21 protein-coding genes, 2 pseudogenes and 2 riboswitches are annotated in these 23,378 nt (G+C 60.2%); of the genes and pseudogenes, 9 read left to right on the top strand and 14 right to left on the bottom strand.

Annotated elements, in window-relative coordinates; translation table 11 throughout:
* Positions 1-113 (bottom strand): hypothetical protein (locus AC07UR_RS33730; protein ID WP_494700486.1); only part of this gene is annotated, 113 nt, incomplete at its 3' end.
* A 270-nt stretch (positions 114-383) separates the two neighbouring features.
* Positions 384-486, top strand: a riboswitch (TPP riboswitch).
* Positions 487-627: 141 nt separating this feature from the next.
* Between AC07UR_RS33730 and AC07UR_RS33725 the strand changes: the two genes are divergently transcribed.
* The 9 genes and pseudogenes from AC07UR_RS33725 (at position 628) to AC07UR_RS33685 (ending at position 9,995) form a co-directional block, all read left to right on the top strand.
* A complete protein-coding gene (locus AC07UR_RS33725; protein ID WP_209793378.1) occupies positions 628-1,371 on the top strand; it encodes an ABC transporter permease in 744 nt (247 codons plus the stop codon).
* A gap of 37 nt (positions 1,372-1,408) precedes the next feature.
* Positions 1,409-2,353: an ABC transporter substrate-binding protein gene (locus AC07UR_RS33720; RefSeq protein ID WP_327795907.1), complete on the top strand. Its 945-nt coding sequence runs from the start codon at positions 1,409-1,411 to the stop codon at positions 2,351-2,353.
* Positions 2,350-3,090 (top strand): hydroxyethylthiazole kinase, encoded by a 741-nt coding sequence (locus AC07UR_RS33715; RefSeq protein WP_209793374.1) that lies wholly within the window; start codon positions 2,350-2,352, stop codon positions 3,088-3,090. The genes AC07UR_RS33720 and AC07UR_RS33715 overlap by 4 nt, the downstream gene beginning before the upstream one ends.
* Positions 3,077-3,739, top strand: coding sequence for a thiamine phosphate synthase (gene thiE / locus AC07UR_RS33710; RefSeq protein ID WP_209793372.1), 663 nt, complete (start codon positions 3,077-3,079; stop codon positions 3,737-3,739). Before AC07UR_RS33715 ends, thiE begins: the two co-directional genes overlap by 14 nt.
* Positions 3,736-4,545 carry a bifunctional hydroxymethylpyrimidine kinase/phosphomethylpyrimidine kinase gene (gene thiD, locus AC07UR_RS33705; protein ID WP_209793370.1) on the top strand — a complete coding sequence of 270 codons (810 nt, stop codon included), beginning with the start codon at positions 3,736-3,738 and terminating at the stop codon, positions 4,543-4,545. Before thiE ends, thiD begins: the two co-directional genes overlap by 4 nt.
* A complete protein-coding gene (locus AC07UR_RS33700; RefSeq protein WP_209793368.1) occupies positions 4,535-6,421 on the top strand; it encodes a TRAP transporter large permease in 1,887 nt (628 codons plus the stop codon). Before thiD ends, AC07UR_RS33700 begins: the two co-directional genes overlap by 11 nt.
* A 21-nt stretch (positions 6,422-6,442) precedes the next feature.
* Positions 6,443-7,313, top strand: a pseudogene (locus AC07UR_RS33695) (TRAP transporter substrate-binding protein).
* 171 nt (positions 7,314-7,484) lie between these two features.
* The gene (locus tag AC07UR_RS33690) at positions 7,485-8,597 is read left to right on the top strand and encodes an IS110 family RNA-guided transposase (RefSeq protein ID WP_209793366.1); all 1,113 of its coding nucleotides are present in this window, start codon (positions 7,485-7,487) and stop codon (positions 8,595-8,597) included.
* 468 nt (positions 8,598-9,065) lie between these two features.
* On the top strand, positions 9,066-9,995 hold the full coding sequence (locus tag AC07UR_RS33685) for a nucleotidyltransferase and HEPN domain-containing protein (protein WP_209793364.1): 930 nt from the start codon (positions 9,066-9,068) through the stop codon (positions 9,993-9,995).
* Between the two features lie 136 nt (positions 9,996-10,131).
* On the opposite strand, the gene AC07UR_RS33680 is transcribed toward AC07UR_RS33685, so the two are convergent.
* The 13 genes and pseudogenes from AC07UR_RS33680 to AC07UR_RS33620 form a co-directional block, all read right to left on the bottom strand.
* Positions 10,132-11,184: a sn-glycerol-3-phosphate import ATP-binding protein UgpC gene (locus tag AC07UR_RS33680; RefSeq protein WP_209793362.1), complete on the bottom strand. Its 1,053-nt coding sequence runs from the start codon at positions 11,182-11,184 to the stop codon at positions 10,132-10,134.
* Positions 11,184-12,032, bottom strand: coding sequence for a sn-glycerol-3-phosphate ABC transporter permease UgpE (ugpE, locus tag AC07UR_RS33675; protein ID WP_209793360.1), 849 nt, complete (start codon positions 12,030-12,032; stop codon positions 11,184-11,186). The genes AC07UR_RS33680 and ugpE overlap by 1 nt, the downstream gene beginning before the upstream one ends.
* A gap of 9 nt (positions 12,033-12,041) precedes the next feature.
* The gene (ugpA, locus tag AC07UR_RS33670) at positions 12,042-12,923 is read right to left on the bottom strand and encodes a sn-glycerol-3-phosphate ABC transporter permease UgpA (protein WP_209793358.1); all 882 of its coding nucleotides are present in this window, start codon (positions 12,921-12,923) and stop codon (positions 12,042-12,044) included.
* Between the two features lie 72 nt (positions 12,924-12,995).
* Positions 12,996-14,303: a sn-glycerol-3-phosphate ABC transporter substrate-binding protein UgpB gene (gene ugpB / locus AC07UR_RS33665; RefSeq protein ID WP_234942097.1), complete on the bottom strand. Its 1,308-nt coding sequence runs from the start codon at positions 14,301-14,303 to the stop codon at positions 12,996-12,998.
* 927 nt (positions 14,304-15,230) lie between these two features.
* The gene (locus tag AC07UR_RS33660) at positions 15,231-16,226 is read right to left on the bottom strand and encodes a HupE/UreJ family protein (RefSeq protein ID WP_209793355.1); all 996 of its coding nucleotides are present in this window, start codon (positions 16,224-16,226) and stop codon (positions 15,231-15,233) included.
* The gene (locus AC07UR_RS33655; RefSeq protein WP_234942096.1) at positions 16,223-17,038 is read right to left on the bottom strand and encodes a peptidyl-prolyl cis-trans isomerase; all 816 of its coding nucleotides are present in this window, start codon (positions 17,036-17,038) and stop codon (positions 16,223-16,225) included. The genes AC07UR_RS33660 and AC07UR_RS33655 overlap by 4 nt, the downstream gene beginning before the upstream one ends.
* 110 nt (positions 17,039-17,148) lie before the next feature.
* The gene (locus tag AC07UR_RS33650) at positions 17,149-19,089 is read right to left on the bottom strand and encodes a DUF3604 domain-containing protein (protein ID WP_209793354.1); all 1,941 of its coding nucleotides are present in this window, start codon (positions 19,087-19,089) and stop codon (positions 17,149-17,151) included.
* A gap of 644 nt (positions 19,090-19,733) precedes the next feature.
* Positions 19,734-19,931: pseudogene (locus tag AC07UR_RS33645) on the bottom strand (hypothetical protein); the annotation flags it as partial.
* A gap of 86 nt (positions 19,932-20,017) precedes the next feature.
* Complete coding sequence (locus tag AC07UR_RS33640) at positions 20,018-20,635, bottom strand: thiamine phosphate synthase (RefSeq protein WP_209793353.1); 618 nt, start codon at positions 20,633-20,635, stop codon at positions 20,018-20,020.
* Positions 20,632-21,405 carry a thiazole synthase gene (locus tag AC07UR_RS33635; RefSeq protein ID WP_209793352.1) on the bottom strand — a complete coding sequence of 258 codons (774 nt, stop codon included), beginning with the start codon at positions 21,403-21,405 and terminating at the stop codon, positions 20,632-20,634. The genes AC07UR_RS33640 and AC07UR_RS33635 overlap by 4 nt, the downstream gene beginning before the upstream one ends.
* A gap of 2 nt (positions 21,406-21,407) precedes the next feature.
* The gene (gene thiS / locus AC07UR_RS33630; RefSeq protein ID WP_115423152.1) at positions 21,408-21,605 is read right to left on the bottom strand and encodes a sulfur carrier protein ThiS; all 198 of its coding nucleotides are present in this window, start codon (positions 21,603-21,605) and stop codon (positions 21,408-21,410) included.
* The gene (thiO, locus tag AC07UR_RS33625; RefSeq protein ID WP_209793351.1) at positions 21,595-22,590 is read right to left on the bottom strand and encodes a glycine oxidase ThiO; all 996 of its coding nucleotides are present in this window, start codon (positions 22,588-22,590) and stop codon (positions 21,595-21,597) included. Before thiO ends, thiS begins: the two co-directional genes overlap by 11 nt.
* Positions 22,591-22,811: 221 nt before the next feature.
* Positions 22,812-22,943: riboswitch (TPP riboswitch) on the bottom strand.
* Between the two features lie 158 nt (positions 22,944-23,101).
* A complete protein-coding gene (locus AC07UR_RS33620; RefSeq protein WP_199566100.1) occupies positions 23,102-23,278 on the bottom strand; it encodes a hypothetical protein in 177 nt (58 codons plus the stop codon).
* Between the last annotated feature and the right edge of the window lie 100 nt (positions 23,279-23,378).

Genomic DNA, 23,378 nt, shown 5'->3' with positions numbered 1-23,378 from the left:
GCGTCGATCTTGCTTTCGTCCTTGTCGAGACAGACCACGTCATGGCCGAAATCGGCAAAACACACACCCGATACAAGGCCGACATAGCCGGCGCCGATCATCGTGACTTTCATAGTAGAGCCCCTAACGTTATCTGAGTCCGAGGCGCAAGTAGTGCGCCATCCGTATGATTGGCATCACCGCTTACGTGCAACACGGTGTGATGTCACTTCGTTCAGGCTTGAATCCGCAATTTTTAAACCTCGACTGTTCGACTATCACCGTCGGGGCACCGATTATCTCCCGCATGCACTTACTAAATGCCTTCCAAGGGCAGCACTCTGCGCGCAGCACCCGCTGATTTTGATAATATTGACAGCGTACTGCACTTGTCGCATAGACTTGGGCATTCCGAGGGGAGCACTATTCTGTGCTGAGATGGCGGTGAGCCGGACCCTTGAACCTGATCCGGGTCATGCCGGCGTAGGAACGGGAAAAGAGCCGCTTTTGGCATTCTAATCGCGTCTTCGCTTTCACCTGGATCTCCGTGATGTTTTGTCTGGAGATCGTTCGATGCTGTCTTTTGCCAAGTTGCCGCCAGATGGCGGGTTCGCATTTCGTCCGGGTTGCTGCGTCTGCTGACCGGCGATGCGTCTGGTATTCGCATTTGTTCGCAGCCTTGTTGTGCTGGCCGTCCTCTGGCAGGCGGCGGTGCTTGTTTTCGCGCTGCCGCGCTATCTGCTGCCGACGCCGCTTGAGGTGCTCGCCGTGTTTACCCGGCAGCCGGGATTTCTGCTCGAGCAGAGCTTGGTGACGATCGCGGAGATGCTGGCCGGTCTCGCGGTCGGTACAGCGTTCGGCGTGGCGACGGCAATTGGTCTGGCGGCTTTCCCACGGCTAGGAAAGCTCGTTTGGCCATTCGTGCTTGTGCTCCAAGCCTTTCCAGTCTTCGTGATTGCGCCTTTGCTGGTGCTGTGGTTCGGCTTCGGCATGGTCTCGAAGATCGTGATGGCGGCGATCATCATCTTCTTTCCCGTTGTCTCCGCATTTTCAGACGGCCTGCGCCGCACCGATGCGCAGATCCTTGATGCTGTCGCGCTGACCAAAGCAAGTCACTGGCAATCGCTGCGGCTAGTGCGGCTGCCGCTGGCATTGCCGGGGCTCGTCACGGGCCTGCGCGTTGCGGCCCCCTTGGCGCCGCTCGGCGCCGTCGTCGGCGAATGGGTAGGCGCCTCGGCCGGCCTCGGCTTCGTTATCGTTCAGGCAAATGCCCGCATGCAAACCGATGTCGTCTTCGCTGCGATGGCCATTCTTGCTGTGCTTGCCGTCGGCCTCAGGCTGCTCGTCGATGAGGCAACCCGTCCACTAGCGCACTGGGCGCGAGAAACCTGAATTTTTGAGATCTATTGGGAGAGTTCATAACATTATGATCCGCAAACTTCTGCTTTCCGCCAGTGTTACACTCGGCGTCGTCTTTTCAGCTGGCTCGGCAACCGCCGCCGAAAAACTGACCGTCATGCTGGAGTGGTTCGTCAATCCCGACCACGCCCCGATCGTCGTCGCCAAAGAACTCGGCCTGTTCGAAAAGGTGGGGCTCGATGTCGAGCTGGTTCCGCCGGCCGACCCTTCAAGCGTTGCGCGTCTCGTTGCATCCGGGCAGGCCGATATCGGCGTGCACTATCAGCCGAACCTCTATCTCGATCATGCCGCGGGTTTGTCTCTGGTTCGCATCGGTACACTGGTCGAGACGCCGCTCAACACCGTCACCGTCCTTGACGACGGTCCGATCCGCAGCCTTGCCGACTTGAAGGGCAAGAAGATCGGCTTTTCCGTCTCCGGTTTCCAGGATGCGATGCTCGGCCGAATGCTTGCCTCGGCGGGCCTCAAGAAGGACGACGTCGAACTCGTCAACGTCAACTTCGCCCTTTCCCCGTCGCTAATCGCTGGCAAGGTGGACGCGACGATCGGCGGCTTCCGGAATTTTGAGCTGACGCAGATGCGCCTCGAAGGGCATGAAGGTCGATCCTTCTTCCCGGAGGAACACGGTGTTCCTGTTTATGACGAGCTCGTCTTCGTTGCCGACAAGGCAAAGGTTGGCGACGGGCGCTTGCCGCTCTTCCTGGCCGCGGTGGAGCAGGGTGCGATTTTGCTCACCAATCATCCTGGCGAAGCCTGGAAGCTGTTCGTCAAGGCCTATCCAAACCTCGATGACGAGCTCAACCGCAGAGCATTCACCGACACCCTGCCTCGCTTCGCCAAAAGGCCGGCTGCACTTGATTATGGTCGCTACGAGCGGTTCGGCAAGTTCCTTGCTGAAAGCGGGCTGATCAGCCGGGCACCTGATGTCGACGATATAGCGGTGGAAATCCGATGACGGGCGAAACTGGATTCGTCGAAAATGCTGCTGCATTGCTGGCGCGTGTCCGACAACAGCGTCCGCGTGTGCACTGCCTGATGAACACGGTGGTGCAGAAGTTCGTGGCGGATGGCCTTGCGGCGCTTGGCGCGATCCCCTCCATGACATCATCGACAGAAGAGGTCGAGGCCTTTGCCCAACGCGCCGATGCGCTCGTCGTCAATCTCGGCACGCTTGATGAAGGACGTCGCGCGGCGATCCGCCTGGCAACAGCCGTTGCGCGCAGCGCCCACAAGCCGTGGATCGTTGATCCCGTGCATTGCGATTATTCGCCATCGCGGCTTGCCTTTGCCCGGGAACTCATCGCATCCGGGCCTTCCGTTCTTCGCGGCAATGCAAGCGAGATGGACATCATCGGTGAGGCTAACGGTGTCTTGAAAATCAAGACGGGCGCCGTCGATGAACTCACGCTGGATCGACATACGACCCGGATTGAGAACGGCCACCCCTTTATGGCGCAAGTCACGGGCACCGGGTGCCTCTCGGGCGCCTTGATCGCGGCCTTCATGGCCGTCGAGCGGGATCGCCTGAGGGCCGCCACGGGCGCATTGCTGGCAAGCGGCATTGCCGCTGAAATCGCTGCGCAACGATCGAGCGGCCCGGGCACCTTCGAGGCCGCCTTCCGCGATGCGCTCGCAGCGCTCCGCCCTGAGGATATCATTGCCAATGCCAGGATTTCTTATGCCGAAGGTTGAATATCGCCTGAATGCCCTCATCGATGCGCGCCTCGCAGACAAAGCGAACTTGGCTGATCTGGCGCGTACCGCTGCGCTCAATGGCGCGACACTCATCCAGTATCGCGACAAGACGAACTCGACACGGGAGATGATCGAACAGGCGCGGGCAATCGGTGCTGCCCTTGCCGGAACCAGCGTGCCTTTTGTCATCAACGATCGCGTCGATGTGGCGCTCGCGGTGGGCGCCGATGGCGTCCATCTCGGGCGGGACGACATGGACGCGGCCACGGCCCGCTCAATGATGGGCGATGCTGCGATCATCGGCTTGACGGTCAAGAACGAAGCGGATGCGCGGGCCGCGATTGGTTCGCCGATCGATTACGCCTGTATCGGTGGGGTCTACGAGACGCTGTCGAAACGCAATCCCGATCCCCCGGTCGGTCTGGAAGGGTTCGCCAGGCTTCGCGCGACGCTTTTCGCGGCTAAGCCGGATCTGCCGGTCGGAGCCATCGCCGGGATAAATGCCCAACGCGCCGGGAAAGTCGTTGCTGTCGGAGCCGATGGCGTCGCGGTCATTTCCGCAATCTTTGCTGCAGTGAATCCGGCGGCAGCCACCCGTGAGTTGCGGGCATGCGTCGATCGTGCGTTGAAGGCGGCTGCACGATGACCGCTATTGCAGTCACCATTGCTGGTTCCGATTCAGGCGGCGGTGCGGGTATCCAGGCGGACCTGAAAGCTTTCTCGGCGCTCGGCGTTTTTGGCGCAAGCGTGATCACGGCTATCACCGCACAGAACACCCGAGGTGTGACGGCGGTCGAGGATATCTCGCCGGCGATTGTCGAGGCTCAAATTGATGCGGTGTTTTCGGACCTTGCTGTTGGAGCAGTGAAGATCGGCATGGTGTCTCGCGAGGAAACGATCGCCGTAATCGCCAAGGGGCTTCGGCGATATGACAAGATGGCAGTGCTCGATCCCGTGATGGTGGCCACATCAGGTGACGCTCTGCTGCGCCCGGATGCCATTGCGGCGCTTCGCGAGGAGTTGCTGCCCATGGCGCTGATCGCAACGCCCAACCTTCCGGAAGCGGCGTTGCTGACCGGGCGTTCCATCGCGACGGATGAGACGGAGATGGCCCATCAGGCCGAGATCATTCTAAAAGCTGGCGCGCGCTCGGTTCTCATCAAAGGCGGGCACGGGGACGGCCCCGAGGCGACGGATATCTTCTTTGATGGGGGAGAGTCTGTTCGGTTGACGGCGCCGCGCATTGAAACGACGAATGACCACGGTACGGGCTGCACCCTATCGGCGGCGATTGCCGCCGGGCTGGCACGCGGCCTTTCCTTGGCGGATGCCGTCATCGTTGCCAAAGATTATCTGCACGGTGCCATCGTTGCCGCCGGAGATCTAAAAGTCGGACAGGGGCGGGGACCGGTCCATCACTTCCACCGCTGGTGGCAGCCCAATGCTCGCTAGCATGGCGCAGGCTCTGTCGCTGCGGCTGGAGCGAACGCTCGAGCTTGCCGGGGCGTTGACGCTTTCGGTCCTGCTCGCGACCGTGACGGTTTCCATCGCTCTTCGGTATGTTGCCGCAAGTGGTTTCACCGGTGCGGAAGAAGCGGCAAGTTGGCTGCTGGTGGCACTTGTCTCGATTGGGCTACCGCTCGCTTCGACGGCGAAGGGGTTGCGGATCGATTTATTCGAGATACGGCCGGCGTCTAGCGATGGCCGTGAGCAAAGACCATCCGCGCGCAGCGAACTCATCGTCGACGACAGAGGCACCAAGCCTTTCTCGTCGGAAAACCGGTTCGTGCCCCAAGACCTGCGCACTATATTTTCCGGCGCCATCACTCTGGTCGCCTGCATCGTCGTGATATCCGGCAGCGGAAAGGCGGCGCTGGACCTCGGCGGTGTTTCGCCCTCGCTCGGCCTTTCCGAGGGACTGCGCCCGGCCATGCTGAGCGCCGGAGGAGTGCTGGCGATTGTCGCGATCCTGCTCCGCCACGTCGCGGACGGTCGGCTTGTCGCGTTCGTCTCGATGCTTGCGATTGCCGTCGGATTGCATTCGGCGGTCGGGGCGGTGCCACCGTTGGACCTGGTGTCCCCTAGCTTCATGCTGTGCTGCCTCGCGCTTCTGACAATTGTCGCCGGAACGCCGCTCCCCCATGCTTTCATCGCTGCGGGGTATGTCGCCGTCGCTTTCGGCGCGCCGATGCCAGAGGAGGCGATGGCGGCGGCCACATTGTCCGGCCTGTCGCGTTATCTTCTGACCGCCATCCCATTCTTCCTGCTCGCCGGTGCGCTTTTGACAGCCTCCGGGATCGCCAGTGACTTGGTTAGCTTTGCCGCCGCCCTTGTCGGCCACCGTCGCGCCGGGCTCGGTCAAACCGTGCTGCTGACAGGTGTTCTGTTTTCCGGAGCCTCCGGATCGTCGATAGCCAATGCGGCCTTCGGCTCCGCCGCTTTCATGCCGCAGTTGACTGCGCACGGCACTCCGCCTGAGCGCGCCGGCGCGCTGATTGCTGCCGTCTCGGTGCTCGACAATATCATCCCGCCATCGATCGCCTTTCTGATTCTGGCGGCAGCCGCAGACCTGTCGACCGGCAAGCTTCTGGCCGGGGGCTTCGTGGCGGGTCTGCTCATGGCAGCTACGCTTGCCATTGCCATCCACGTAAACGACGCGACGACGGCGCGCACCGCCAGGGCATCCGCCGGAGAGTCCCGACGGTTCGGCGTACGGGCGCTGCCCGCCTTCGGTCTCGGAATCATCGTCGTTGCCGGTATTCGCGCCGGCGTGGTCTCACCCACGGAGGCTGCAGCGCTTGCGGCCGCCTATACCCTGATCGCAGCTTTCTTGAAGCGGACAGCCGTTTACGGGATCTGCGCCGCTTTCCGCCAATCGGCGCGCGAAACCGCGGCGATACTGCTGTTGATCGGTTCAGCCGCGCCCTTCGCATTTCTCATCGCGGTTGATGGCGTTGCGGCTCACCTGTCGTCTGCAGCGAGTTGGCTCGGGTCCAATCCCTTTCTCGTGGTCGCCGTGCTCAATCTGTTGCTGCTCGGTGTCGGACTTTTCCTCGATATCGGGGCAGCGATCCTGCTGTTCGCGCCGCTCACGCTGCCGATCGCCGTTTCCGCCGGCATCGATCCAATTCATTTCGGCGTCATCCTGGTCGTCAATCTGATGATCGGCGGTTTGACACCACCCGTCGGCATCCTCGTGCAGACCGTCGGCAATGCTTCCGGCGTGCCCGCGGTCGCGCTGTTTGCCGCGTCGCGACCCTTTCTGCTCGCGCTGTTGTCGGCTCTCGCACTTCTCAGTTTTTCCGCAGCACTCGTTGCCTGTTTTTGAACCCTTAGGGAGGGAATCGAAATGCTTCGCCTCAATCGCCGTGCGTTCAACCTGAGCCTGCTTGCCACCGGTGCCGCAGCGCTTGCTACCCCGGCTTTGACGGGCCGGGCCTCCGCCGCACGCCCCGTGCTCATCGCGTCGCTGCTGGGCGAAAACAAACCGGAAACCAAGGTCTGGCTCAAGATCCGCGACCTCGTCGAGGCCAAGCTGCCAGGGCGGTTTGCCTACAACATTGTCCCGAACGCGGCCCTCGGAGGCGAGAAAGATGTCAACGAGGGGCTTCGTTTGGGCGCCATCCAGGGCAACTTGTCCACTCTGTCTGCCCTGTCTGCCTGGGTGCTCGAGAGCCAACTGTTCGATATGCCGTTTCTCTTCCGGGATGCCGACCATGTGCGCGCGACAGTCACTTCGAAGCCTGGTGACGCGCTGAAGGTGAAGCTTGAGGGTGAGGCTTCGCTTCGGTGCCGTTCCGGTCGGCCTGCCGATCACCGAGACCTACAACGCGCTTGCAACCGGTGTCGTCGATGGCATGGACCTGACGAAGTCCGCCTATGCCGGCTTCAACCTCTACGAAGTGGTCCCTGATTTGATCGAGACTGGCCACATCTGGGCCTCGGGTGCAATCGTTTTTGCCAAGCCCTTTTGGAACGGCCTGGCGGCTGAGGAGCAGGATGTCCTTCGAGATGCTGCGATCGAGGGCGCGCGGTATTTCAACGCGTTGATCGTTGTCGATGAGCTTGCTTCGGTGGAGACGGCAAAAGCTGGTGGCGCGAGAATTCATGCCGCAGAGGATCGCGACCAATGGATCGCGGGCGTTCGGAAAGTCTGGGCCGCCTACGCCGGCAAGGTCGGGGGCATGGAAGCGATCGAGTCCGTGCAGGCAATGGGTTAAGATAGATTGGCTGGTAAGGCGCTAAAGCTGAAATCCTCCTGCTGTTTCATAATATTGCTAGACGTTATGACCGTGGTCTGAGCGGCGGCCCGTCCTAGTCTTTGCAGCTGTAAAGCAAACGGGGGTTGCTTGGGAGTGCCGAGCCGAGCCCCAGCAAGGAAAGGACGGACCATGACCGAGGATAGCGTTTTTTACGTCGGTGTCGATGTCTCGAAAGCCAAGCACGCGATCGCAATTGCCGAGAGCGGACGCAATGGAGAAGTTCGGTGTTTCGGCGAGATCGAGGCGACGCCGGCGGCCGTGGAACGGTTCGTGCGCAAGTTGGAGAGCAAGTCTCGACGCCTGCACTTCTGCTACGAAGCGGGTCCGACCGGTTATGGGCTTTATCGCCAGCTCGTTGAACTCGGCCACCGCTGTGATGTCGTCGCGCCCTCGCTGATCCCGAAGCGGGCGGGCGAACGGGTCAAGACGAACCGGCGCGATGCGGTCAGCCTGGCGCGGCTTTTGCGGGCCGATGAGTTGAAGGGAATATGGGTTCCCGACACGGTGCATGAAGCGGTGCGCGATCTGGTGCGGGTGCGGGCCGCAGCGAGCGAAGATTTGCGCAAGAAACGCCAGCAACTGCTCTCGTTCCTGCTGCGCCATGGCCGCGTGTTTACTGGCCACAAGAATTGGAGCCGTGCGCATGTCCGCTGGCTGGCGTCACAGAAGTTCGATCACCCGGTCCAGCAAATCGTCTTCCAGGACCAGATCGACGCGATCACCGATGCGCAGAACCGGCTGGCGCGGCTGGATGCTCAGCTGGCCGAGCTGGTGCCGAGTTGGTCTATGGCAGCGGTGGTCACGGCCTATCAGGCGCTTCGCGGCGTCTCTTTCCTTGTTGCCGTCACCTTCGTCAGCGAAGTCGGCGATGTACGCCGCTTCGACAACCCGCGGCAGTTGATGGCTTTCCTGGGCCTCGTACCCTCGGAACGGTCGACTGGCGAGACGGTCAAACGCGGCGGCCTGACGCTGGCCGGAAACCGCCGTGCGCGCCGCGTCCTGGTCGAGGGCGCCTGGAGCTATCGCCATCCCGCCAGGGTGACGGAAACCATTCGCGTCCGGCTTGAGGGTCTGCCGAAGGCGGTGCGGGAGATCGCCTGGAAAGCGCAGACGCGGCTGTGCGGCCGCTACCGGCGCCTGACGGCTGCGGGCAAGAAAAACCCCATCGTCGTTGCGGCGATCGCGCGCGAGATGGCAGCGTTCCTGTGGGCCATCGGCCACCAGGTCGAACCGGTGCGCTGACGATGCGGTGCGCTGCTCCCTTAAAGGTCCAAGTTGCAACCAGCTGCCCCCCAGCGCGGGCGCCGCCTCAATGAGGGGCTTTGCCCGCGCCGGAGCCTCGGCGGACATCAGGGGCAGCACGGAGACGGGATGGGCCGCGGTGGGGAATTCCCGGCGACCCTATGTGGCTGGACATCAGATTCCAACGCCCGACTTCTAGACAGGGATGGCCCAAGACGAATTACGGAAGTGCGGTAACCAACCCGCGGATAAGAGCTGGATCAACCGTCGTCTGAAGGCCCATCCCGTCCCCGTGCTGCCCCATCAGCGGTAACAAAATCGGTGTCAAAGACATGGACGCATAAGTGCGCGTATCACCCTTGACCACGGTCGTAAGAGGGTTCTCACTCCGTTGCCCGCGGTTTAGAGTGTCGCGAATCGTATGCCACAGGTTGACGAATGCAGGGCCCACAACACAGTCACGCGCCGATGAAATCGAGCATCGCTCATCTTCCTGAGCGTAAGCAGCGCGAACTCGCTCGCGTCGTCGAGGTTCTGCATGAGGAATTCGAGGATGCACTGAAAGACGGCTCCGCCGACTTTAAGAAACGCGGCCGCATACTGAAGATCATTTTATTCGGTTCATATGGACGTGGAAATTGGGTGGATGAGCCGCACACGAAAAAGGGTTACCGCTCGGACTACGATATCCTTGTTCTTGTGAACAACAGCAAGTTGACGGATTTCGGGCGATATTGGGCGAAGGCACAGGATCGTCTGCTGCGGCTGTCGGGGATCGAAACACCCACTAGCTTGATCGTGCACTCCCGGCGCGAGGTGAATACCTCTCTCTACGAGGGCCAGTACTTCTTTATCGAGATTCGAAACGACGGGATCGTGCTCTACGAACTAGATGACGAACCACTAGCTCTGCCGAAACCGCTTTCCAAAGTCGATGCCTTGCGGATCGCGACGGGCTACTTCGAAGACCGTCTCCCGCATGCAAGGGTATTTTCCAAGACGGCTCGATTTTGCGTGAGCGAAAACAACCTGAAGGAGGCTGCCTTTCTCCTGCACCAGTCGATCGAACAAGCCTACGCCACGCTTCTTCTGGTACTGACCAACTACAGCCCAGCCTCCCATAACCTGAACTTCCTGCGTGGTCGCGCCGAAGAGCAGCATCGCGAGCTGGCGGAGATCTGGCCGCGCGACCAACAGCGTTTCTCTGCTTGGTTTAACATCGTCAACGAAGCCTATGTAAAGGCACGCTATTCAAGACATTATGAGATTACTGAAGAAGCATTGATGTGGCTCCTGGACCGGACCGAAAAGCTGATCGATCTCGTGGAAAAAGCTTGCCGTAATCACCTCGAGAGGCTCAAAGCAGAAGTCGAAAGCGCTAGGAAGGTCGGAGAATAGAGAACGATATTAGATTGTTGTGCTGCATACTTGATATTCTTCGTTAGTTTCGCGATCGAAGCGCGGGTCGGGGCTAAACAGCGCTGACGAGCGAAGCGGCCTTAGCCGCCACTCCGCTCGTCAAGTCCTCGTGGTGTTAGTCCACGCGCCGGCCTCTATCATCGAACACATGCAGGTCCTTGGCCAGCGCACCCACGGTAACGTGATCGTCGATCTGGCGGACCGAACGTCCCGGAACTCGGAACACCAGGTCCTGACCATTGGCGAATTTGCTGTGCACATAGCTCTCCGCTCCGACGAGTTCGATGCTGTCGATGCGGACCTTGGCGGTGAAATCAAAGTCCGTCGCGTTGGGTTCGCAGACGACCAAATCTTCCGGTCTGATGCCGATCGTCAATGCGCCTGTTGGTTTCGGCACATTAGGTGAGATCCACCAGCCTTCCAGCGTTTCTGCATGTTTTAGAAGGTTCATCGACGGTGAGCCGATGAAGGTCGCCACAAAGGTTGTCGCTGGCTTTTCGTAGAGTTCGATTGGCGATCCGACCTGCTCGATCTGCCCGCCGTTGACCACCACCAGCTTATCGGCAAGTGTCATTGCCTCCATCTGGTCGTGCGTCACGTAAACGCTGGTCGTGCCAAGAGACCGCTGCAACCGTTTGATTTCGATGCGCATCTGTCCTCTCAGCTTCGCGTCCAAGTTCGAGAGCGGTTCATCGAACAGGAACGCAGCCGGTTCGCGCACGATCGCACGTCCCATGGCGACGCGCTGGCGTTGACCGCCGGAAAGCTGGCGCGGTTTGCGCTGGAGATAGGGTTCGATTTCCAGGGTTTTTGCAGCCTTGGAGATACGCCGTTCGATCTCGTCCTTCGGGGTGTTGCGGTTCTTCAGCCCGTAGGCGAGGTTCTGATACACCGTCATATGCGGGTAGAGCGCGTAGTTCTGAAACACCATCGCGATGTCGCGTTCGGCCGGTTCCAGATCATTGACCGTTCGGTCGCCAATGGCGATCTCGCCGGAGCTGATGCTTTCGAGACCTGCGATCATACGCAGAAGGGTGGACTTTCCGCATCCGGAAGGGCCGACGAGGACGACGAGTTCGCCATCATCGATCTGGAGGGAGACCCCCTTGATCGCCTCGATATTGCCGCCATAGACCTTGCGGACGTTGTTCAAGGTAATTTGAGCCATTACTTCTCAGTCTCCACAAGGCCTTTGACGAACCAGCGCTGCATCAGGACAACGACGAGGATCGGCGGGATGATCGCGAGGATCGCCGTCACCATCACGTAGTTCCAGGGGGTCGAGGCGTCGGTGAAATCGACCATGCGACGCAAGCCAATAATGATGGTGTTCATCTTCGCGTCGTTCGTCACCAGCAACGGCCAGAGATATTGGGTCCAGCCATAGATGAAGAGGATGACAAACAGCGCTGCTATGTTGGTTTTTGAAAGCGGAAGCAGGATGTCGCGCATGAAACGAAAGGGGCCGGCATTGTCGATGCGAGCCGCTTCCACCAGTTCGCCCGGGATCGTCAGAAAGAATTGCCGGAAGAGAAAGGTCGCGGTTGCCGACGCCATCAGCGGCAGCGTCAGGCCGGCATAGGTATCAATCAGGCCGAGGTCGACGATCACCTTATAGGTGGGCAGGATGCGCACCTCTACCGGCAGCATCAGCGTAATGAAGATCATCCAGAAGAAGGCCATTTTCAGCGGAAAGCGAAAGAACACGATCGCGAAGGCCGACAGGAACGAGATGACGATCTTGCCGACCGCGATCGCAATCGCAACGACGGTCGAATTGAACAGGAGCCGTTCAAGGCTGACCCCGACCACGCGCTCGACGCCTTCAGACATCGCCTCTGTATAGTTCTCGGTCAGTTGATCGCCGAGTGCCAATGACATTGGCGGACGGATGATCTCGACCGAGGTGCGGGTGGAGGCGACGAAGGTGTAGTAGATCGGAAAGGCGACGATGATGACGCCGATAATCAGCACGAGGTGACCTATGAAATTGGCGATGGGACGTTTTTCAATCATCTGATCGCCTCATGAGTAGTGAACCCGCTTCTCGACGAAGCGGAACTGAAACGCTGTCAACGCCACGACGATGACCATGAGAATGACCGACTGTGCCGCGGAGCTGCCGAGGTCGAGATTGACGAAACCGTCATTGTAGACCTTGTAGACGAGGGTCTCTGTCGCCTTTGCCGGACCGCCGCCGGTCACTGCATGGATAATGCCGAACGTGTCGAAGAAGGCGTAGACGGTGTTGACCACGAGTAGGAAAAAGGTGGTCGGCGCAAGCAGCGGGAAGACGATCGTCCAGAAGCGCCGCGCGCCGCGCGCGCCATCGATCGAGGCAGCCTCGATCAGCGATTTCGGGATCGCTTGCAGTCCGGCGACGAAGAACAGGAAATTGTAGCTGATCTGCTTCCAGGCAGCCGCAACGATCACCAGCGCCATGGCCTGGTCACCGTTCAAAAGCGGATCCCAGGCAAAGCCGTTCCGCCGCAGCATATAGGCAAATGTGCCCATCGCCGGATTGAACATGAAGAGCCAGAGCATGCCGGCCACGGCTGGTGCTACGGCATAGGGCCAGATCAGCAGGGTGCGGTAGACGCTCCTGCCGCGAACCACCCGGTCTGCCGCCGTTGCCAACAAAAGGGCCACGCCCATCGACAGAAGCGCTGTCGCCAGGCTGAACACCACCGTCACTTCAACGGAGTGCAGATAGTCCGGATTTGAAAGCACGGCGCGAAAGTTGGCCAGGCCGACGAAGCCGGATTTGAGGCCAAACGGGTCTTCACGCAGCACCGACTGGTAAAGCGCCTGGCTTGCGGGCCAGAAAAAGAAGACGACGGTGAGCACGATCTGAGGCGCGAGCAGGAGATAAGGCAGGATTTTATTGGGAAAGACGACAGGCTGCAAAGCGACCCCCTTCTTTGCGTGAGGAGATGACCCGCCCCGGATGGTGCCCGGGGTGGGTCTGCTGTTGCGTCGTTAGTTTCCGACGGCAGCCGCGATTGCGGCGTTCGCCTTCTTGGTGCCTTCGGTCAGGGCTGCCTGTGCATCCTTCTGCCCGGCAAGCATCGCTTCGAACTCTTCGTTGAGGATGTCTCGAACCTGCGGAAGATTGACCAGTCGTACGCCCTTGGAGTTTTCTGTCGGTGCCTTGCCCATCATCTGCAGGATTGGCGTTTCGCGGCCGGGGTTCTTTACATAGAAACCCGACTTCTTGGTTTCGTCGTAGGCGGCAAGGGTGACAGGCAGATAGCCCGAGACTTGGTGAAGGCGCGCCTGGATTTCCGTCTTCGACAGGAAATTAAAGAACTCGGCGATGCCCTTGTATTCATCGTCGGACTTGCCACCGAATACCCAGAGGCTTGCACCGCCCGGGATGGTGTTCTGCGGGCCATTGCCCTCATAATAGGGTAACTGGCCGATACCGTAGTTGATGCCCGACTTGATGATGTCGCCGAGCCCGCCGGAGGATTCCGTCAGAATGGCGCATTCACCGGAAGTGAAGAGCTGCTTGGCCTCCGAGGTACGGCCGCCATAGCGGAACGTGCCATCCTTTGCGAGATCGGCAATCGCCTGGAAATGCTGGACGAACAGCGGAGCGTCGATCTTCAGTTCCACGTCGGGAGCAGCCAGCCCGTTTTCATTCGTTCCGTAGGGCACGTTGTTCCAGGCGGCGAAGTTCTCGGTCTGGATCCACGTGAGCCAGGTGGACGTGAAGCCGCAGGCCGAGGCGCCACTTGCTTTGATCTTCTTGGCGGCGTCGAATACCTCCGGCCAGGTCTTCGGCGGCTTCTCTGCATCGAGCCCGGCCTTCGAAAACGCATCTTTGTTGTAATAGAGGATTGGCGATGACGAATTGTAAGGGAAAGACAGCATCGTGCCGTCAGCCTTCGAATAGTAGGCGACGATGCCCGGCAGATACTGATCCTTGTTGAATTCGTAACCGCCCTTCTGAAGCACCTCTGCCACCGGCAGGATTGCACCCTCGGCGCCCAGCATCACCCCACTGCCGGCATCGAACACCTGCAGGATAGCGGGCGCCTGCTTGGAACGAAACGCGGCAATGCCGGCGTTCAACGTTTCTGGATAGGTTCCCTTGAAGACGGGCACGATCTTGTAGGCGGTCTGGCTGTCGTTGAATTCCTTTGCCAGCTTATCGACAACCTCGTTGTTGGCGCCGGTCATGGCGTGCCACCAGGAGAGCTCGGTGGCGGCCACTGCGTTTGAAGCAAAGCCGGCGGAAAATGCGGACGCGACCACGACGGTCCAGTTCAAATGTCTGAACATGATTCCTCCCATTTCTCAAAAGCCAGGTCATCAGGCATGCCCGGCGAAATCGATCCTGCTCGATCGAAGCTTGCGCAACCTTCGCTGCGAAACCAAAAAGTAGTAGAAACGAAATGAAATGAATATGCAACGCAAATATGACGATAGAATTTGCATTCCATCGGGCGCCACGGGAGTGTTTCTAAGCGCCGGTTTTTTGTCGATGCTTTGAGTGAGCCTGTGCAGGCCAAGGCCCTCGTTTCGTTCGCAACGTACAAAAGACCGGCTTGGCGTTGTTCGAGCACTGCGGAGCGCCGCGAGAGCGGGGAGCGGCTTGCCGGGGGTAGTCGGTCCCGGTTCCCGGCCTAGGGCCGGCGCTTGCGCTGAACCTCCTGCGGCGACCCTTTTAACCGGCCAAGCCGCGCGCGAACGGGCTATGGCCGCCAGAGCGGCCGCCGCCTGGTACGCTCATTCTTTTCTGGGCAATGCAACAGCACGACCTGCGTCGGCCATCGCGCGCACCATGCGAGTTTCACGCAGATTTCCAGCCGACGACAAGCAATTGGCTTGTCCTCGCACAGGAACCGTCACGACGCAGGCGATGTCGAGCATGTTGCGGGCTGCATAGTGGATCCACGGCACGACATGGGTCAGAACAAGAACGGCTCAAAATCGTACGCTGAGGTCGAACCGAGCATAGACAGAAACTTCATGGTCGGAAGGGGCGATATCCGATAAGCGATCTGGGCGCGGACAAAAAAATCGCGTCATCTGAGATCGCCCATGCGCGCTAGATAGCGGAGGTGTCCGTCGCCCAAGCGTCGTTGTCGATGGTTGCAGCCCTCTGGACTTGCTTGACGGCGCAGCTTGGCACAAGGCTGTCCTTCTGCACTTAGCTCAGTTCGTCTTGAACACAGCGAGAAGCAGGCCTTCAGGGATTGGCGCTGCTCACGCCCCCAACCCGGCGATCCGCGAAACCAGCCACAGCATCGCGGCGGTACCGATTATGTAGGCGCCGAACTGACGCGCCGGCGCGGGCCGTATCATGCTCAGCGTGCCAGCTGCCCGAAGCACCACCAGCGCCGCGGCGACGAAGATCAGCTGTCCTGCCTCGACGCCCAGGTTGAATGTTAGCAGGCTCAGCGGCACGTCGGATTGCGGCAAGCCGATTTCCATGAGGGCGCCGGCGAAACCGAAACCATGGAGCAGTCCGAACGCGAGCGCCACGACCCAGGGATAGCTCTCGGAGAGCCGCTTTTCGCCCGGCTTCATCTTGATCAGTTCGCTTGCGACGAATGCAATGCTCAGGGCGATCGTCGCTTCCCCCGGTTTCTGCGGCAAACTGAAATATCCGAGCGAGGCTCCAGCCAGCGTGATGCTGTGCGCGACAGTAAAGGCCGTGATCGTCTTGACCAGCATCCAGCGGTCTCGAATGAGCAGCATGAGCGCAAGCACGAAGAGCAGGTGATCGAGGCCTGACAGTATATGGTCGATGCCCAGCAGGAAATAGGTCTGGGCGACCTCGATGCTGGTCTGTGCGCCGGCTACTGTGAAGGAAGGCGCGTCCGGCATGAGGCGCACGACCTCTGTGTCTCCGTTCTCATATTCGATGCGAACGAGCGCTTCGGTCATGGTCGACCTGAGGCCGTCGATGGTGATCTCGCCACCCTTCAATCCGCCTGCACAGGCAACGGTCCTTCGCTCCAGATATGCTCCGTCCACGATCGACTTTGCCGGTTCGGCTTTCTCGATGCACCGCTTCGGCAGACTTGCATAGAGCCCGAGACGCCTGTCGCCCTGCGCCGGCACCTTCCAGACGACGGCGAACTCGTCCGGGGCGGTTTCGCGCATGTCGAGATAGGCCGGCCTGATCTCGTGTGCCATGCCGGGCGTGCCCACTAACATGGGGATGAGCGCTGCCAGCAGGGCGCCAAGCCGCGTCATGGGTCGGATTCCGAACCAACTGGGCTTTCGATGCTTACGGCATAGCGCTTGAGCAGTTCGTTGAACCGCTGGTCTTCAAGTTCTCTGCGCTTGGCGTTCATCCACTCTCGCGCAACGACGTCGCGCACGACGTCGAGCTCCGGTGCTCGGCCGGGCACGCGCTCAGACACCCGGATCAGATGCAATCCGAAACCGCTGGCGACGGGACCCGTCCACTGACCCAGCGGGGCCTTCTCGAGTTCTTCCACGAATTCGGCACCGAAGGTTTGGCCGATCGATGTCTTGCCCGAAAGCGGCAGGTCGGGCGGAAGCAGCGTGGGGTCGCCAAAAAGGACGCGATCCGTGGCCGGCTTGGTCAGCAGCGCTTCGAGGATGGAAGCCGCGTCCTGCGCGATCCTGTTGCCGCGCCGCTGAGGGTTGAGGAACACTTGCTGGAAGGCCAGCATCGAATCGGTCTGGAACGTGGCCGGATTGGCCTTGAGATAGGCGTCCAGCTCCGCATCGGTCGCTGTCAGCCTTTCAGCGTCGGCCGCGTTCAGGAATTCCATCTTCTGACGCAAGCGGCGACGAATGACCGTGTCGTCCCTGTCGAGCCCGAGCTCCAGCGCCTGGCGAACCAGAATTTCTTCCTTCACGTAGTCGTCGATCAGGCCCTTCAGTTCCTCGGCTGTCGGCGGGCGCTGCCACGTCTTTGTGAACACGGTCACCATTTGTTCGATCTTCGGCGCTGTAACGGCAATGGTGTCCGGCTTGTCGTCCGCATCGGCGCCCAAAAGCCCGTAACCCGCGAAGATCAGCAGCGTGAGAGCCAAGAAGTGGACCAGCGGCTCCCTCAGAATGCGCTGCAAGAAGAGCGCGCTAACGCGTTCGCCGGATGCAGGATCCGATCGTCCGGCTGCTGGTTCAGCCGCGGGCATCCCGATCACGGCGTGTACCAGATCGGCGAGGTATACGCGCGTTCGATAATTGTCATCCGCGTGCCCTCCAGCGCCTTCGTTCCGAACCGTTTGGCGTCATAGGCGGTCCACCGCGGCGTCGGTATCTCGATGACGCGTCCGTAGTAGAAGGCCTTCTGTTTCGGATCGAAGCTCGGATCCTTCCAGACCGCGATCAGTTCCGGCGCACCAATCGTGTTGGTCCAGGTCGCGTTCTCGATATCAACGGTGCTGCCGACCGCGGGCACCTTGCCGTCGGCGCCCGGCTTGCGGTCCCCGCCCCAGGCGACGTCATACACCTGCTCATGCGTCGCACCCTTGTCGTCGAGCCAGCCCTTGACGATCTGGTAGCGGTCGAGGTTGGCCCCGATTGGGTCTCGCAGCGCGGCGACGAGGAACGACGGTGCCTTGCCTTCCGGTGCTGCCGTCAGGTCGCCGCCCATGGGAACGCCCTTGGCGTAGCCGATGGCGCCGGGATTGCGTGTCTCGGCATCGGCAGGCGCGAAATCCCAGCCACCGAAGAAGCGCACGGCCATGCGCGGCCCGGTGGTTGCATAGGTTTCCTTGCGTTGCATGGCGTCCCAGATCGACTCGCGGGTATTCTCCGTCGCCCACACAGCGGCGTAGCCCGATGCGCTGACCTCCCAGTCCATCACCGTGATGCCGGTCTTGGCGTCCTTGACAAACGTTGCCGTCAGGCGCTCCGGGCTCGGCTCCTGCGGTGTGGTCTTTCCGAAGAAGTTTTCCTCTTCCATAGCCGCAAGGCCAGTATGCGCATCGGAGCTGCCGATCAGCCCAAACTTGTAGGGGTTCGTGCCGAGTGCGGCTTCGAGCTTGAGGCCGTTCTTCAGCGCGGACCGCGTATATTCGAACTCGAGCATGTCAGGCGTCTTCGGCACGCTGGCATCGAGATTACCGAAAACCCAGGTCTCGAAATCCGCGAACTCGTCATTGGGCGACAGGACCGGGTGAGCCTCGCCGTCCCCCTTCGTCTGCGTTGTCTCGTAGAGGCGTTCCCACCTGGAGCGCTGCTCGACATATTCCTTGTCGACAGGTTTGCCGGTGAAGGATTCGATCAGCGGGAACATCCGGCCGTTGGACAGATTGCCGTTGTGCGCAATCGCCAGCACGTTGCCGCCTGTCTTGTCCTCATAGGCCTGCATCCACTTCCATAAGTCGCGTGGGTTGTCGCTGCCCAAGGGCTTAAGCGTTGTATAGGGCACGACCTGGTCGGCCTTGTCGGCATTGTCGCGAAAGACGACATTGCGATGCAGATTGTTGCCGGCCGTGTTCGAGGTCCACTCGTAGCCGATGAAGGCTGTGAACCGCCCCGGATCGTTGTATTCCTCGGCGGCCTTTATCGTGTCCTGCCACGCATTTTTGTAGGGACGTGTGTCTGGCCCGTAGATCATGCTACTGGGCAGCGTTCCCTTGCCGAAGCTGAAGATGATTTCGAGCGCCGCCGTGGCCCCCTGACCCGACTTGATCATATCGTACCAGGTCTTGGCTTGCGGATCGGCGATGACATCCGGTTTGCCGGCAAAGAGGTCCGGGAACATGCCCATATTGTCGGAGTGGTCGGCCACCACCAGAAAGTCGAGCGGTCGTGACAGCTTGGCAGGCTGGCCGCTCGACGCCGTGATCTCCTCGCCGCGGGCGAAGCGGTAGGCGTCGCGCGGCGTCAAGCGTGCTCCGAAAGCGCCGGCGTCGAACGAGGCTCCGGTGTGGAGATGCGTGTCGCCGAACAGCGGTCGGGTTGGAAAATTGCGTCCCGCATAGGGCGAGTAGACCGGTTTGCTGGAAAATGCCTTTCCGGCCTTCGCACTGTCCAGAGTGCCGATATCGGTAGTCTCTTGGGCCGCAGCGGGCAAGGCAGAGCCCAAGCACACAAACCCCACGATAATCAACTTCGCAGATGTCTTGTTCATCGCTTTTCCCCTTTGCGGCAGCTATACTTAAACCATCCGAGCCGGCTGTTCGTTGATTTGCATCAATGAGCGTCTTGCGACTTCCCTCCATGGTGTGAGAACCACCAAATATGCCGGTGAGTAGGAGCTCATTGTATTATCGGTGTAGTCAGGCATTCTGCGATACATCAGATCGATCTGACGCATGTGCCAGTTATACTGAAACTGCAAAGTTAGTATAACCGCCGGAAACTCCACTGGGAATGGCGTTATGCTGATCTTGATGACTTAGAATGGCGGGCACAATCTTGTTTTCAAGAGCAGTCGATCGATGATCGCGGCTCCGGCGCTAAAGCAATCCGCATGTTGGCCGTGATAGGCGACGTTACGGTTTGCTATCGCCGTTTCAAATCCCTCGCGTCCACTCTGAACGCATTTGCACCGCTGTCGACCTCGCTGAGGCGAGGTGCGATGCGATGGATCTTCTATTCGCTCGAGCTAGGGGAGCGGCTTGCCGCGGGTGGTTGGTCCCGGTTCCCGCCTGCGGCCGACGCTTGCGCTGAACATCGGGTAATCGCGATGCGATCCGCCCTTGGCCCTTTGTGGCTAGTGGGGTCGGTTGCCCCCGATAAGATGGAAAAGCGGGCTCACGATTGGAACCGGACCTAAGCATCGAGTGAAGAGCAACCATGGACCAATACATCCGCTGGCTGGGTGGTCGGCCAATTAGACCGCCCGCGCCAAAGAAGCGGGTAACCCGCAAGTGCCGAGAACTTCCGTGCTAAGTCGCAAGCGATCGCCGGATCAACGTGCATTTCGCCGAGTAACGAGATCTGAAGGTTCTTGTATGCCTCGGAAAAGAAGAGAAGGCCGACGCATTGAATACGCTGGCAGGGCATTTGTGGACGATGCCGGGCCGTGGCCGCGGGCCGGGAAACGAAGATCTCGTTCAAGCTGGTGCCATGCGCCATCGTGAGGTTGCAGCGATCCAGTGCCTTGTCCTGTCCTCCGGATCCTGGTTACGTGTAATGTCGGTGACGACCGCGGCACAATCCGCCCCATGGGTGAGGACGCCATCAATGCGTTCAAGGTTCAGTCCACCGATCGCAACCAGCGGGGTCGACCCGATTTTCTCCTTCCATGCGGCAAGGCGAACAAGCCCCTGCGGCGCCCATTGCATCTTTTTGAGAACGGTTGGATAGACCGGTCCCAGCGCGACATAGTCGGGCGCGACTGACAGCGCCCTATCGAGTTCGGCCTCGTCATGTGTGCTGATGCCGAGCTTCAGTCCGCCCCCACGGATCGCGGCCAAGTCAGCTCGCTCCAGATCTTCCTGGCCGAGATGAACGAAATCGCAGCCTTCGTCGATCGCCGCGCGCCAATGGTCGTTGACGACAAGTTGGCAACCGTGTCTGGCGCATATGGTCCTGGAAGTGCGAATGTCGCGACGAACCTCGCTATCGGGTCTCTCCTTGATGCGAAGCTGGACCAACTTGACCCCGATTGGAACGAGGCGTTCGACCCAATGGGCGCTGTCGACAATGAGGTAGAAGGGATCGAGCCTCATGAGAAGACCGCCTTTCCGATCACCGGGGTGGAGGGGACAGCCATGTCTCTCGGTTCGAGCATGCCGGCTTCGAAAGCCAACCGCCCGGCCTCGATAGCCTTGGCAAAACCCAATGCCATCACGGCCGGATTTCCGGCACCGGCCACCGCCGTGTTCAGGAGCACGGCATCGAACCCGAGCTCCATCACCGTCGTTGCATGTGAAGGGCGGCCGATGCCCGCATCGACAATCAATGGCACATCAGGGAAATGCGCGCGCATCGACCTCAAGGCGGACAGGTTTTGCGGCCCCATGGCACTGCCGATCGGAGCACACCAGGGCATCAGCACGCGGCAACCAGCTTCCAGCAGGCGTTCGGCAACAACCAGATCGTCGGTCGTATAGGGAAAGACCTCGAAGCCTTCGTTCGAAAGGATCCGTGCGGCTTCGACCAGCGCGAACACATCCGGTTGCAATGTGTCATGATTGCCGATCACTTCGAGCTTGATCCAGTTCGTCTTGAAAACCTCGCGCGCCATCTTGGCAGTCAGCACCGCCTCCTTGGTGGTGTGGCAGCCGGCGGTGTTGGGCAGTATTTTCGTCCCGAGGTCGCGGATCAGCTCGAAAAACGCACCTCCCCCTTTGCCGCCGGCCGTCTCTCTCCTCAAGGAGACCGTGACGATTTGTGTCTCTGAGGCCCGTACGGCGTCGGACAGTACGGCTGGCGATGGATAGCCCGCCGTGCCCAGGAGCAGTCGAGTGGTGATATCCGTGTCGTAGACGTGCAGCATGCTCAGCCACCTTTCATCGGCGAGAGAATTTCGATGCGATCATGGTCGCGTAAGCGCCATCCATCGCGGTCGGCCGCGTGAACGAGTTCGCCGTTGACAGCGGTTGCCAGCCAGCTTCCTTCATAGTCGAGTGCTGCCATCAGTTCGGCGAGCGTCGAGCAGGCGATCTCCTGCTCCTCGCCATTGACGTTAAGGTTCATCATAGAACTCCGATCTGTGGTCCGGGTTGAGCAGAAGTTCCGCAACGTCATGCGCTAGGGCCGGCGAGAGTAGGAAACCGTGTCGATACGTGCCGTTCAGGGAATAGATTGAGCCGGTTCTCGTGATCCTCGGCAGATTGTCGGGGTAGGCGGGGCGAATACCAGTTCCAGTTTCAGTAATCTGCGCCTCGCCGAAGGCCGGGTGCAGGGCGTAGGCGGCGTTCAAGAGCTCCATCAATGACCGTGCCGCGATAGGACCGGACAATTCGCTCTCAATCATTGTTGCCCCGACCATGAAGACGCGCTCACGCCGTGGAACGACATAGATGGGGTGTCGTGGATGCAGGAAGCGCACTGGACGTGACAGTTGAATGTCGCCGGTGCGCAGATAGAGCATCTCGCCACGCACGCCCCGCAGAGCCGCGTCATCCGGGAGCCTGGCACGCCCGGTGCAATCGATAGACCAAGAGACACGGTGGTCGACGGTGGCATCGGTCGCCTGGCCGAAGTGAAAACGCACCCTCATGGCCACTAAAGTGTCATGGAGAGATGACAGCGCCTCTCTTGGATCGAGATGCGCTTCCTTCGGGAAGTAGAGTGCACGCGAGAAGCGGCCGGCCAGATCCGGTTCCAGTGCGGCGATCTCGTCGGCATCAAGCCATCTGTACCCGGTGGTTCGTGTCGAAAACCGATCGAGCTCGCGAGTGTCACGTGGGGCGGCGACGACAAGTGTGCCCTCCTGCGTGACTTTGTCGGGCAGCGCCGCCTGCCACCACTCAATGGCTGTCGCACCGAGGCGTTCGACTTTTTCGTCGGCACCTTCGCGCTCACACCAGGGTGCCAGCATGCCACCGGCAAACCAGGATGCACCGGCGCCAATGCGTTCGGCCCGCTCGACAATGTCGACCTCAATGCCGCGCCGCGCCAGTTCGTAGGCCGTGACGAGACCGACGACTCCCGCTCCCTTAATGACCACCGGTTGCATTCGCCTTCCGCTCGATCCGATACTTGGGTGTCGCGGTAGGGTCATTTGCCCATTCGCCGCTGCGCTAACGGACGTCGGTGTTGCCGTCTATATCTGCGGTACGGTTCGTGTGCGGCATATGAAAAAACCATTCGCTGGCTCCAACTTTAACGTTTGGAGACCCAGATCCTGGAGCTGGAAAGATAGAGACACGTCCAAGCGATCGCAAAGGAGCTGTCGCAGCGCCGTCGTTCCCACCGTCCCTACGCCAGCATGAACTGGATCAGGTTCAACGGGTCATTGCGCTGCGGTCGAAAAAGCCGATCCGCCCAGCAATATCTCAGCCCCCTGTCAGGACCCCCCTGGTGAATGAACCGAGTTCAAAGGCCAATGCCCTGCTTTGTCAAGTGTCGTTTTGGTGGTCATGTTGACAACCTAGGTCGCCAGATTTTGTAGCGGTCAGCGCAAGGAACGCATCGTCATGCCTGACGCCGTCATCATGATCTGCAAGGAGGGCGCCTGCATGGCGAAGCTATTTCAGGTGCTTCGGCGGCTCGTCATTTTCATCCGGGTTTGGGTTGGGAATCTCGTCGGGAAGGACGTCGGGCTCTGGTTCCTCGATAGGAGGCTGCGGCATGTCCGGCGGCAGGCCTGGGGGCAGGTCGGGAGCGGGCGGCGTCGGGATAGGTTCAGTCGGTATCGTGCTCATGTTGGTCTCCTCATTTGGAAGGCCAACTTATCCCGCGCCGGTTTTGTTCCGCTGGATGGCTGCATCATGCGCAAAGGACGACCTGACGGATCTGCCGATC

The organism is Ensifer sp. GW821-FHT05G01 (genome assembly GCF_059419585.1).
This window is presented reverse-complemented; position numbering and strand designations above follow the sequence as displayed.